We start from the raw sequence: 12,061 nt of genomic DNA on the forward strand, positions 1-12,061 counted from the left end.
TTTTTTCTATGTCAAAATATAGTGACGAATTTAAACTGAAAATCATTAAAGAATATGTAGATGGATACCTGGGGTATCAATTACTCGCTAAAAAATATAACATCCCTGATACAAAAATCATTCGAAGGTGGGTACGCGCATTTCAAGCGTTTGGCGTAGATGGGATTAAAAGAAAACGTAAAAAGGCAACTTACTCTGTTTCATTTAAACTCGATGTATTACACTATATGGAACGGACTGGCGCCTCGTTCCAAGATACAGCGATTGAATTTGGGTTAACCAACCCACCTTTAATTTCTAATTGGAAAAAGAAGTATAGAGAAAAAGGCGTGGAAGGTCTGAATCAGCCGAAAGGACGACCTCCCATGACGAAAAAGAAAAAACAACCAGTAAAGAAAGAAGAATCACGCGAAAAACAATTAGAAACGGAGATCGAAGAGCTTCGTTTGGAGGTTGCTTATTTAAAAAAGTTGAACGCTTTTCGGGAGAACCCGGACACCTTCCTCGAAAAGCACAAGCAGCGCTGGCATTCGAACTCAAAGAAGAAGGATTCCCATTAAAAAGCGTATTGGCCAAGGTCGGTATACCATCAGCAACTTATCACTATCATATGAACCAATTCAAGAAATCCGACCCAGATCAAAAGTGGAAAGCACTGATTCGTGAACTTTTTCAAGAGCATAAAGGAAGGTATGGCTATCGTCGCATTCATTCAGAATTAAGAAAGAGAGGATACGTCATCAATCATAAAAAAGTTCAGAGGCTTATGAAAGCATTAGGGTTGATGTGTGCAAAGTTTACACGTAAGTCACGGTATCGCTCCTATAAAGGGACGGTCGGGAAGGTAGCCAAAAACCGCTTAAATCGCCGATTTAAGACAAGTATTCGTATCCAAAAAGTAGTGACGGACGTCACTGAGTTTAAATGTACCGAAGGTCAAAAACTGTATTTCAGTCCGATTATGGACTTGTATAATGGGGAAATCCTTTCGTTTGGGCTAACGAAAAAACCAACGCTCGATTTAGTTCTAAAACCACTTGACCAGGTCATTACGATTATGAAAAAAGATGCTCGATACCACTCGGATCAAGGGTGGCATTATCAACATCAACGATGGCTAAGCACGTTGAAAGAAAACAAGATTTATCAAAGTATGTCTGGTAAAGCGACGTGTGCAGACAATGAAGCTACGGAGAACTTTTTCGGCATCATGAAACAGGAAATGTACTATGTGAAGTTCTTGTGGACTTTGAGATCTTAAAACAACGAATCGAAGCGTATGTCGAATATTACAATACAAAGCGAATAAAACAAAAATTGGCTGGACTAAGCCCGGTACAATACCGAACTCAGTTTAGCCAATTAACTGCATAAATGAAACTCTAACTATTGGGGGTCACTACCTTCTCAGCGAGGTCTCAAGGGGGCTATAAAGCTGGTCATTACACGATCCTGCATTGGGGGAGCAGGGTAGCACCGTATGTAATTAGTCATTTAATAATCGCTTGATATTAGGTGCAAACCCATTATTGTGGATGTAAAGTTTCTCTGTACATCATGTTAAAATAAATAGATCAAAATTAGTTGATTTATGTGATTGTTCGTGTTATCTTTTTATTAATCAATAAAAGTTGATTTTAGGAAGGTGACTTTTATGAATGCAACCACAAGTAGGTTAACACCAGATCAACTAACGACATACGAAAAACAATTTAAAGCTTTAGCTGATGCGAAAAGGTTACATTTATTAAATTTATTAAGTGTTCAAGGAGAGATGTGCGTTTGTGATTTAACAGAGGAATTAAGCATGCCCCAATCTAAACTATCGTATCACCTAAAAATAATGACCGACGCAAAAATTTTACTGAAAGAAACAAGAGGAACCTGGAGCTATTACCGCATTAATAGTGAACATGTGGATTCTATCCTTTCAGAGCAACTATGTTGTATTTTAAAACCGTCTAAGTAGCGGTTTTAATTTATATATTATTAATCAAAAAAAATTGATTAAGGAGAGTGTGAAAATGATGAATGTACACATTGGTTTAAATGTAAAAAACTTAGGAGAAAGCAAGGAGTTTTATCGAAGGTTTCTCAGTATCACCCCTGCTAAAGAAAAAGATGGTTACGTGAAGTTTTTAACAACGGAACCTAATCTTAACCTGACGTTAACGCAAGTAGATGAAGTACAAGGCAATATCATTAATCATTTAGGTGTTCAAGTTAATTCAAAAGAAGAAGTGTTAATGCATAAGGAACGATTAGAAAAAGAAGGTTTTTTCGCAAGAGAAGAAATGAATACAAATTGTTGTTATGCTATTCAAGACAAGTTTTGGGTAACTGATCCTGATGGGAATGAATGGGAGTACTTCTATACAAAACAAGATTTAAATACAGAAGACAGTACAGTGTGCTGTATAAACTAATATAACTTAAATAAACATACTTCTAATTAGAGGCTACCTTTCAAAGTAGTCTCTTTTCTTTGAAACCAAGTACTCGAAAGAATTAAGGTAAATAAGCAAAAAGGTCTCACCCTTTGCTTATTAACTCTTATAATGAGAAGTCTTTAGTAAGAGTCTCTTTATTAAATTAAAAACTAAGTAAAACACTACTGCTGAAACAAGTGACAGCAAAACAAATTCGACAATTACAAAGCCCCATCTCTCACCTGCATTTACAATAGAAGCCCCTAAACCCATTCGTATTCCAGTGGTAAGTGCACCTAAAAATAAAGCAAAAGAAAATGTACTCATGATTTTTATGATGGTAACTTTAGACACTCCTTATGAATTAATTATCTTTTTTATAGCACTACTTGTTTCACAAAAGTCATCAAGCAAATCCCACTCTTCATAGAGAACATCACAAGCCTCACACGATAATGGATTGAGGTAGCAGGGGTAGTATCGCATTTAATTAGTCGTTCAGGACCCCTTATATTGCTTCGTGAAACTTAATTAAACTATTGGGGGCAGGTTAGTTTAATAATTGAAACGCGTGGGCTTATCAAGTACAGGCTAAGATTTTTTTGTAAGAAATGTATTGTGTTCTCCGTATCAGTTTGAAATAATTGGTATTAAAAAGTTTGTTCCTTGGAGGCTCTTTTAAATGAGGGAGATCAGTTAATTCAAATAATTAAAAACACCCATCCTGATATCACGATAAATCATGTGATGACTAAGCAAAGTGGGTGGATAATGATATTCTTATTCTAAATAATGAAATTGTATTTAGGTTTCCTAAAACTAAAGAAGTAGCAATAAGAGTGAAAAAAGAGTTAGCATTGATAAGTTAGTTAGCAATAGAAAATTCATTGTTATAAATTCCTAAATATGAATCAGTATTTCAAGATGGTGAATTCAAAGGGGTGAAATTCAGATATTTAGAAGGGGAATCATTAAGTGAAATTCAAATTATTGATCCTATAAAATCCCAAAGCGTTATTTTGTGGATTGAGAAACAGAACTCGATAAGTTTTCATATCTTTACTCTCTGAGATATAAAAGAATTAAATAAACATCAGATTTAAGTTGGTACATATTAATGATTTTCAAGTATTGAAGCAGGTTGGCTGAGGAGAGCCCAGCCTTCAACTTAATATTATCTATAGAGAGATGGAATAGGTGAATCTGAAGTGGATGATAAATTTACATTAAAAGAAGTGTTACTTGATTTGGAAGAAAAATTGTTAAAACCAGAAATCAGGGCATCAAAAGATGAGGTTACTCAATTACTTTCAGAAGGTTTTTTTGAGTACGGAAGTTCTGGTAAGGTTTTGTATAAAAATGAGAGCATTGATGAATTGAGTCTTAGTGCGGTAAGTATGAAATTGAGTGATTTTGAAATTCATCCATTGTCTGAACAAATAGTTTTAACAACTTACAGAATATATAACGAAGTAAGTAAACAACATTCCTTACGTAGTTCGATATGGAGATTAACTGATGGAAAGTGGAAAATGCAATTTCATCAAGGTACACCAACAGCTTAATCACATTAATTCTTAATGCACTAACGTGGGCTTTAGTGTAAGTCAGTAGCTAAATTAAAAAATCGGTTCCTAAACGTTGTAAAGGAACTGATTTTTTATGCTTTATTTTCCTTAACGTTGTAAATCCGCATTTTCCTGACGCTACCATCGTACAAAAGAAAAGAGACAGTCGTTATGAAATTGCTAAACGATCACATAACTGGTTAAAGGTCATCAATCGGTCTCCATACGCAACGACATTTGTCATTTCCGCCACATAAGCTACGACGACTTAGTAACACTCAAGCGCTTATCCTCATCGCTTATACCTGCAAAAATTTCTTCCCACAGTCGATCCTCAAAACGCAGTTCGAAAGCAACCTCAAAACAACACTTAATCATGTAAAACAAGCTTTTATGCTATTGCGCCCAACAATAGATAAAAAAGGAAAATTATTAGCCTTATAATTTTGTTGAAATGGGAACAAATATAATAATTAATGCATATAAAGTATTATCCTTTTTTGAGTAACCTCCTAATTAGCCTCCTCTTTAGAGGGGGGTTTTTTTATGTAAAAATCATTTGTTAATAAATAATTCTTAATTTTTGTGCGTTCAAACAATCATGTCAAATTCATCTAACATAGAATGCATGTATGTAAGGAGGTGAAATTACAAATGTTTGAAAAGTTTAAAGACAATTGTGGTTGTGACCAAAATATTCAGAAGTTTAAACGTCCTAATAATAGATGTGTGGTGTGTCCAACCGGAGCGACGGGACCGACCGGACCAACAGGACCAGGTACGGGAGCAACAGGAGCAACAGGAGCAACAGGACCGACAGGACCGACAGGACCGACTGGACCATCAGGAGCAACAGGAGCAACAGGAGCAACCGGAGCGACAGCAGCAACAGGACCGACAGGACCGACAGGACCATCAGGAGCGACAGGAGCAACAGGACCGACAGGACCATCAGGACCATCAGGAGCAACCGGAGCGACAGGAGCAGCAGGAGCGACAGGAGCAACCGGAGCAACCGGGGCGACAGGAGCAACCGGAGCAACCGGGGCGACAGGAGCAACCGGAGCAACCGGGGCGACAGGAGCAACAGGACCGACAGGACCGACAGGACCATCAGGAGCAACAGGACCGACAGGACCGACAGGACCATCAGGAGCAACAGGAGCAACCGGAGCAACCGGAGCGACAGGAGCAACAGGACCGACAGGACCGACAGGAGCAACAGGAGCAACCGGAGCGACAGGAGCAACAGGACCGACAGGACCATCAGGAGCAACCGGAGCGACAGGAGCAACAGGAGCAACAGGACCGACAGGACCGACAGGACCATCAGGAGCAACAGGAGCAACCGGAGCAACCGGAGCGACAGGAGCAACAGGACCGACAGGACCGACAGGAGCAACAGGAGCAACCGGAGCGACAGGAGCAACAGGACCGACAGGACCATCAGGAGCAACGGGTGCTACTGGACCAGAACGAATTGTAAGTTATGCAAGTGTTTGGAGAATCGACCCGGGGACTGGAACTGATACAGTACCTGGTAATACAGCGATTGTTTTTACCAATGGATTTGCGGGAGGAACGGCTATAAGCTTTACTCCACCTTCGGATACAATAACTATAAATGAGATTGGTGTTTATGAGATTGACTTTGTTGTTCACAATCAAGGGAATGCGGACTTTAATGTAACTTTAAATGGAGTTCCTGTCACTTCGCAACCATTTACAGGAGACGGCGGTGGACCGACTTCAGGACAGATAATTGTTAACGTGACTACTGTTCCTGTAGCGCTACAGATTGTTAATGCTAATGCTACGCCAGCACTACTCCATAACGATACGAATACTACATTAGTCATTACAAAGTTAGCATAGATGATTAATGCTAAGTTTTATAAAAAGAAAGATGCTACGATAGTCTTGTAGTATCTTTCAGTACATAGTTTGATGCAGAAGCAAATTGAAGGTGAAAAAAAGAATCAATAACTTATTAATTCCATAAGCTATGACGACTTAGTAACACTCAAGCGCTTATCCTCATCACTTATACCCGCTAAGCTTTCATTCCACAGTCGATCCTCAAAACAACACTTAATCATGTAAAACAAGCTTTTATGCTATTTCGCCCACCAATAAATCAAAAGAGGAAAGTTATTAGCCTTATAATTTTGTTGAAATGAGAACAAATATAATAATTAATGCATATAAAGTATTATCCTTTTTTGAGTAACCTCCTAATTAGCCTCCTATTAGAGGGGGCTTTTTTATGTGAAAATCATTACTACACAGTAAATAATCCCTAATTCTTGTGCGGATAAACAATCACCTCAATTTAATGTTACATAGTATGCATATAAGGAGGTGATAATACAAATGTTTGAAAAGTTTAAAGACAATTGTGGTTGTGACCAAAATATTCAGAAATTTAAACGTCCTAATAATAAATGTGTGGTGTGTCCAACAGGAGCAACAGGACCGATTGGACCAACAGGACCGGGTACAGGAGCAACAGGGGCAACGGGACCAACTGGACCATCAGGAGCAACGGGTCTATCAGGAGCAACAGGAGCAACAGGAGCAACAGGAGCAACCGGAGCGACTGGGGCAACAGGAGCAACAGGAGCAACAGGAGCGACTGGAGCGACAGGAACCGGATTGGCTAGCTTTGCCAGTGTTTTTCGAGTTGATCCTGGCACCGGTACCGATACAGTGCCTGGAAACACTGCTATAGTGTTTACAAACGGTTTTGCAGTCGGTACAGCTATAAGTTTTACCCCTCCTTCTGATACAGTTACTATAAATGAACCAGGTTATTACGAAATTGATTTTGTAGTACACAATCAGGGAAATGCAGATTTTAATGTAACTTTAAATGGGGTGCCAGTTACACCGCTACCTTTCACAGGTGATGGTGGTGGTCCTACCGCTGGACAGATTATCGTTAACGTTACTACAGTACCTGTCGCTGTACAAATTGTTAATGCAAATGCAACACCAGCTCAACTTCATAATGATACAAATACAACATTAGTCATTACGAAGTTGACTTAGTAACTACAAAAAGCACCTATTATAAGGGGTGCTTTTTTGTGGGGCTAAAAACTCATTATCTAGCGGTAACATGGTCTTCATCCATATCATCTAAGCGTCGCTCAAAGCCTTTTTCAAAAGGACATTTCATCATTTAGCCGCTTTCTATATCTTAATAAGGTTTCTTTAATATTCTTTTTTAATACTGTTTTTGTGCCTCCAACTGTGCCTGTTCGCCCATTTATCCAGTAACGCCAGTGTAGTGATTTTAGCTCTGATTCACTTGGATTGTCTTCAACACGGATATTCATTTTGCGGAAGAAACTTCTCATCAAGAAAAGATCGTCAGCAATCAATTTAAGCATCTGTTGGTGCATATCGAAATTTTGGTCATGTATATTGTGTATATACTCTCTAGTTAGACGAGTAATCACATAAACGCGTATTGTTATCTCTGGACGGTTGTCGATTTCCTTCGCGGCCAAGTCTTCAAAAGGTGCGGCTTTCGCAATTTCTATCACAGCTTGCTTAATGTCCATATTTGATCTTCCTTCGTTTTAGGTTACTGATAGTATACGCGAATAAACGTTCGTATATAACTAGAAAAAAGAACCAATTAAAATTGATCCTTTCTCTTGCGAGTTCGTAAAACAAATAGACTTAGTTTAAAGTATTAATATGTAATTATAAAAAATACATAACAGAAAGGGAAGATCATGAAATCCAAACTAATTATCTTAAGGGGCAATTCAGGGAGTGGAAAAACTACAATTGCAAAATGCCTTCAAAATCTTTTAGGACAAGGGACACTTTTGGTTTCTCAGGATGTTGTTCGTCGTGATATGTTAAAGGTTCACGATAGAGATGGAAATCCATCTATCGATTTAATATACAGAATTGCAGAATACGGAAGGGGTAAGTGTGAATTTGTAATTGTAGAAGGAATATTAAATAAAAGCCGATATGGTGAAATGCTTAAAAACTTAATCCAGGACTATAATCAAGAGGCATATACATATTATTTCGATTTATCTTTTGAAGAAACAGTCAAAAGGCACAATACAAGAACTAAAAATACAGAATTCGGAGAAGACTCTTTACGTGCCTGGTGGACTTCCAAGGATTACCTTGAAATACAGGGAGAAATGCTATTCACTAATGACATGTCGCAAGAGGATGTATTGAAACAAATTTTAAATCAAATTAAAAATTGATTATATCCTAAGTCATAAGAATTGGATGTGAAGGTTTGAAGAATATGAAACTGGCTAATAACGTTGCGTGGATTTGTTTATTGCTATCTATTAGTGTATGGTTACCCAACTTTATTTTTCAAGAAGGTTATCCATTTATTCTTGCTACATTTGTACTTGGTTTAGCTGGGGCAATATTTTCCGCACTAGGTCGAAATTATTTGTTAGTTGCCCTTAATATATTTATGGGATTGAGTATCTTCATATTTATGGCTTTAGGTTACGCTTTCGGAGCATTTTTTGGATAATGTACCCTGCTTTTGCAGGGTATTTATTTGCGTTGAACGGTAAGTAAATGGAGGCTAAGCATGAATTGCTCATCTATGATCCAAGCCATTAATAGCATTTTTAAAAATAATCTACTTTAAATTCAATTTTTTGAAAGCGAGTTTAGCCCTATTAAGAACATATGTTCCGTATTAGTGTAATTACTAAAGGGATGTCTACCCAATAAAATGCCTTTAAAAGAGGAGATATCGCCCTACAGACATATAAATGGGAAAAGGAGTTTCTTCCTATATAAATGTATGTTTGCTTTATCATTGTTTAAAGGGGTGTCAGCATGAAGTTTGAGGTGATTGCATTTTGGTCGGATAAAGATAAAGAAGGTATGGTTTGCGTGAAGAAAAACGGCTCTATTATTGATTCGGAATTAACTCCAAAAACGAACGAGTCGGAATTTTTGGTATGGAGAAAGGTGAAATCGCTAGCTTTTCTACATAAATACAACTTAATGGGAGTAAACCCCGTATTAGTTAAATAAGTAATTCGGACAATCGTAACTGTCATACGCTCAAATGAGGAGTGATGACAGTGCGAGTCAAGGTAGTTACTGGTAAGTATACGGACAAGAACATACATCTTTGCTATGATTACCTGATAAAGCGATATAAGGAGGAACTAGAGCGTGATAGCGATATACGTGAGGGTATCGACGGAAGAGCAAGGGAAAAAAGGGTACAGTGTCCGCAATCAGATACAGATGTGCAAGGACAAAGCAGGAACGAATGATGTAATTCAATACGTTGACGAGGGTTTTTCCGGTGAGTTTTTGGAAAGACCGGATTTAGAGCGACTAAGAAAAGACGTTAGGGAAGGTCTCATAACAAAAGTTGTTTGTTATGACCCTGATCGACTCTCTAGAAAATTAATGAATGCTTTAATTATAGATGATGAGTTTCGTAAAAAAGATGTAGAAATGATATATGTAAATGGTGAATTTGCTTCCACTCCAGAAGGGCAACTTTTTTATAGCTTAAGGGGAGCGATTTCAGAGTTTGAGAAAGCTAAAATAAATGAACGTATGACGAGCGGACGAAAGCGAAAGGCCATCGAAGGAAAAGTAATAAAGAATAGCCATGCTTATGGATACGATTATGATAAAGAGAACGGCATGTATGTCGTAAATGAAAAAGAGGCTAATATCATAAGGTTTATCTTTGACATGTTTACAAAACCAACTAAAGATATCCAAGGGATGAATGGCATAGCAAAATTTCTCACGGCCAAAGAGATACCTACAAAAAAGGGAGTAGGTGTTTGGCATAGGCAAGTGGTAAGACAAATACTGCTAAATGAAATGTACACCGGCACATATTATCAAAATAAGTTCAATACTGAAGGTATGCTTGCGAATAAGTATAAATCCTCCGATAACAAAATAAAAATGACCATTAGAGATCAGTCTGAATGGATCGAAACAGCAATACCTCAAATAATCGTTCAAGAACAATTTGATTATGCTCAAGAGCTGCTTAAACAAGCCCGTAGACGGTGGTCAAAGAGTACCAGTGCAAGAACGTATCTCCTGAGTGGAATTGTAAGGTGTGCTGATTGCGGGAATACAATGACAGGCATATACAGAAACAATTGGGGTACGAAACTCAGGTATTATACAGATGTGAAAAATAGCTCAGGAGCAAAAAATGAAGGTTGTAAGCATCACGTAAGGGCAGATAAGTTAGAAACAACCATATGGGATAAGATAGAAGAACTTTTAAATAATCCTGAGAGGTTGGAAGATTACAAACCAGAAAGTGGCGACACGTTCTCTAAATTTGAAATCGACCAAATTGATGATTTAAAAGAGCAAATTGATAAGGCGAAAAGCGGAAGAAAGAAACTGCTACAGTTGTTTGCGCTTGAAGATATGGATACAGAAGAAATTAGAGATTCAATCGTCGAGTTAAAAAGTAAAGAGGAACGGTTGAAGAATCAACTTATTGAGCTTGAAGGTAAAGTGAATAATCAAAAGGAAGTGTCCAGTTCGTTTTTAATGTTAGATGAGGTTAGAAAGCGATGGTTGAAAGAAGATACTATTTCTGAGGAAGATAAAAAAGAAATTTTGCGTATGTTAGTGAAGGAAATTATCTTATCGAAAGATGGGGAAGTTTCCATTCAACTTCTTTAAAGTTCTTTATGTAATAGTAATGACATTAGAATCTCGTTCTCAATACATCGTGCTGCATAAGTGGCTAATTTTGTTCCTTTACCATCTGAATAGCTTTCAATGGCTTTAATTAAGCCAATCGTGCCAATGGAGATTAAATCTTCTGCATCTTCACGTGTGTTTTCAAACTTTTTGACAATATGAGCGACGAGACGTAGGTTATGCTCAATTAATAAGTTTCTTGCTTCTTGGTCACCCTGAGCAGCAAGTTGTAAGTACTTTTTTTCATCCTCTTTGCTTAAAGGTTGTGGGAAAGCATTATTTTTGACATAGGAAACAAATACAATAACTTCCCTCATTAAGTATGAAACGGCTGCAAGTAATCCTGACATTTGTTCACCTCCTCCATATACCTATGCAGCCGTAAGCATGTTCGTGTCTGTACAAAAAAAATACACGATGGTTCTGTGTAAAGCTTATCATTGCGAAACCATTGCAAGTCTGATAGGTTAAAACAAATGGCTGTTGCAGCGAGTTCAGATAGAAAGTGGAGAAAAAGATGACATTACTAGCGAATTATCATATTGCGTTAACGGCGTCTCGGAAAACAGATGAGATGGAGGAATTGATTAGGAAACAAGGTGGAACAAGTAGCGTGCGTTCCATGCAGGGTACAGTGATTGAGGATGAAACAATTGTGAGAGCGATGATCCGTGATGGCTTGAATGCTAATGTGGACTGGTTTGTTTTTACTACTGGAATCGGTATTCAAACGTTTATGCGGCACGCTGAGGAAATGGGAGTAAAAAAAACGTTTGTAGACAAGTTGAATAAAGCTAGAATTGCAGTTCGAGGTTACAAAGCGATTGCCGCATTAAAGAAAGAAGGCGTTTCATACGAAGTTGCATCAGAAGATGGTACAACAAAGGATTTACTCGTTAAATTAAGTGCCTTTCCGTTTCAAAAAAAACATGTTGTCGTCCAACTTTATGGAATTCCATCGCCAGAAATGGAGCAATTTTTTTCAGTCAAACAAGCCGTATTAACGACTTGGCTCCCATACCACCATCTTCCTCCTGAAGAGAGTGTAGCGGATCAATTATTAAGAGAATTAGTGATGGCTAAAAGTTATCAAGCGGTTTGTTTTACATCTGCATTACAAGTAAAAGCCCTCTTTTCCTGCGCCGAGAATCGAGGTCTTACAGAAGAAGTCATCGCCAGTTTTGAAGATGATGTCATTGTGACTGCAGTCGGAAAGGTAACAGCAGAAGCCTTATATGAATCAGGAGTGACGAATGTAGTATATCCAGCTAAAGAAAGAATGGGTGCAATGATTATTCATTTAGGAAAATACATAGCTTCTACCAAGTAAAAACCCGTTGCCTGTTAAGA

13 protein-coding genes and 2 pseudogenes are annotated in these 12,061 nt (G+C 37.8%); 13 read left to right on the top strand and 2 right to left on the bottom strand.

The window, feature by feature from the left end; genetic code table 11:
- Window positions 1–8 precede the first annotated feature (8 nt).
- The 8 genes and pseudogenes from FPV17_RS08370 to FPV17_RS22205 all read left to right on the top strand — a co-directional run bounded on the left by FPV17_RS08370 (window position 9) and on the right by FPV17_RS22205 (window position 7,048).
- Window positions 9–560 carry a helix-turn-helix domain-containing protein gene (locus FPV17_RS08370; RefSeq protein WP_144558732.1) on the top strand — a complete coding sequence of 184 codons (552 nt, stop codon included), beginning with the start codon at window positions 9–11 and terminating at the stop codon, window positions 558–560.
- A pseudogene (locus FPV17_RS08375) lies at window positions 443–1,261 on the top strand (IS3 family transposase); the annotation flags it as partial. The gene FPV17_RS08370 and the pseudogene FPV17_RS08375, both read left to right, overlap by 118 nt.
- On the top strand, window positions 1,243–1,374 hold the full coding sequence (locus FPV17_RS22520; RefSeq protein ID WP_144557520.1) for an IS3 family transposase: 132 nt from the start codon (window positions 1,243–1,245) through the stop codon (window positions 1,372–1,374). The pseudogene FPV17_RS08375 and the gene FPV17_RS22520, both read left to right, overlap by 19 nt.
- Before the next feature lie 280 nt (window positions 1,375–1,654).
- On the top strand, window positions 1,655–1,969 hold the full coding sequence (locus FPV17_RS08385; protein ID WP_144558734.1) for an ArsR/SmtB family transcription factor: 315 nt from the start codon (window positions 1,655–1,657) through the stop codon (window positions 1,967–1,969).
- A 55-nt stretch (window positions 1,970–2,024) separates the two neighbouring features.
- Window positions 2,025–2,426, top strand: a complete 402-nt coding sequence (locus tag FPV17_RS08390; protein ID WP_144558735.1) for an ArsI/CadI family heavy metal resistance metalloenzyme — start codon at window positions 2,025–2,027, stop codon at window positions 2,424–2,426.
- A 1,211-nt stretch (window positions 2,427–3,637) separates the two neighbouring features.
- Window positions 3,638–3,994, top strand: a complete 357-nt coding sequence (locus tag FPV17_RS08395) for a nuclear transport factor 2 family protein (RefSeq protein WP_144558736.1) — start codon at window positions 3,638–3,640, stop codon at window positions 3,992–3,994.
- A 657-nt stretch (window positions 3,995–4,651) separates the two neighbouring features.
- The gene (locus FPV17_RS08400) at window positions 4,652–5,872 is read left to right on the top strand and encodes a collagen-like repeat preface domain-containing protein (protein ID WP_144558737.1); all 1,221 of its coding nucleotides are present in this window, start codon (window positions 4,652–4,654) and stop codon (window positions 5,870–5,872) included.
- Window positions 5,873–6,370: 498 nt separating this feature from the next.
- The gene (locus tag FPV17_RS22205; protein WP_367614633.1) at window positions 6,371–7,048 is read left to right on the top strand and encodes a collagen-like protein; all 678 of its coding nucleotides are present in this window, start codon (window positions 6,371–6,373) and stop codon (window positions 7,046–7,048) included.
- A gap of 113 nt (window positions 7,049–7,161) precedes the next feature.
- Here FPV17_RS22205 and FPV17_RS08410 read toward each other — a convergent pair whose 3' ends face one another.
- Entirely contained in the window at window positions 7,162–7,566 is a 405-nt protein-coding gene (locus tag FPV17_RS08410) for a YhjD family protein (RefSeq protein ID WP_144558738.1), read from the bottom strand.
- A 177-nt stretch (window positions 7,567–7,743) separates the two neighbouring features.
- Between FPV17_RS08410 and FPV17_RS08415 the strand changes: the two genes are divergently transcribed.
- The 4 genes from FPV17_RS08415 to FPV17_RS08430 all read left to right on the top strand — a co-directional run bounded on the left by FPV17_RS08415 (window position 7,744) and on the right by FPV17_RS08430 (window position 10,690).
- Entirely contained in the window at window positions 7,744–8,241 is a 498-nt protein-coding gene (locus tag FPV17_RS08415) for a kinase (RefSeq protein ID WP_035398895.1), read from the top strand.
- Window positions 8,242–8,276: 35 nt separating this feature from the next.
- On the top strand, window positions 8,277–8,528 hold the full coding sequence (locus tag FPV17_RS08420; protein WP_144558739.1) for a hypothetical protein: 252 nt from the start codon (window positions 8,277–8,279) through the stop codon (window positions 8,526–8,528).
- Window positions 8,529–8,842: 314 nt separating this feature from the next.
- On the top strand, window positions 8,843–9,043 hold the full coding sequence (locus FPV17_RS08425; protein ID WP_035398891.1) for a hypothetical protein: 201 nt from the start codon (window positions 8,843–8,845) through the stop codon (window positions 9,041–9,043).
- 159 nt (window positions 9,044–9,202) lie between these two features.
- Complete coding sequence (locus FPV17_RS08430) at window positions 9,203–10,690, top strand: recombinase family protein (RefSeq protein ID WP_367614637.1); 1,488 nt, start codon at window positions 9,203–9,205, stop codon at window positions 10,688–10,690.
- A 2-nt stretch (window positions 10,691–10,692) separates the two neighbouring features.
- Here the strand turns inward: FPV17_RS08430 and FPV17_RS08435 are convergent.
- Window positions 10,693–11,061: pseudogene (locus tag FPV17_RS08435) on the bottom strand (sigma-70 family RNA polymerase sigma factor); the annotation flags it as partial.
- A gap of 167 nt (window positions 11,062–11,228) precedes the next feature.
- On the opposite strand from FPV17_RS08435, the gene FPV17_RS08440 reads away from it, so the two are divergent.
- Window positions 11,229–12,041, top strand: coding sequence for a uroporphyrinogen-III synthase (locus FPV17_RS08440; RefSeq protein ID WP_144558741.1), 813 nt, complete (start codon window positions 11,229–11,231; stop codon window positions 12,039–12,041).
- Window positions 12,042–12,061: the final 20 nt, after the last annotated feature.

Origin of the sequence: Shouchella miscanthi, from assembly GCF_007725405.1 — a bacterium.
GTDB classification, from domain to species: Bacteria; Bacillota; Bacilli; order Bacillales; family Bacillaceae_D; genus Shouchella; species Shouchella hunanensis.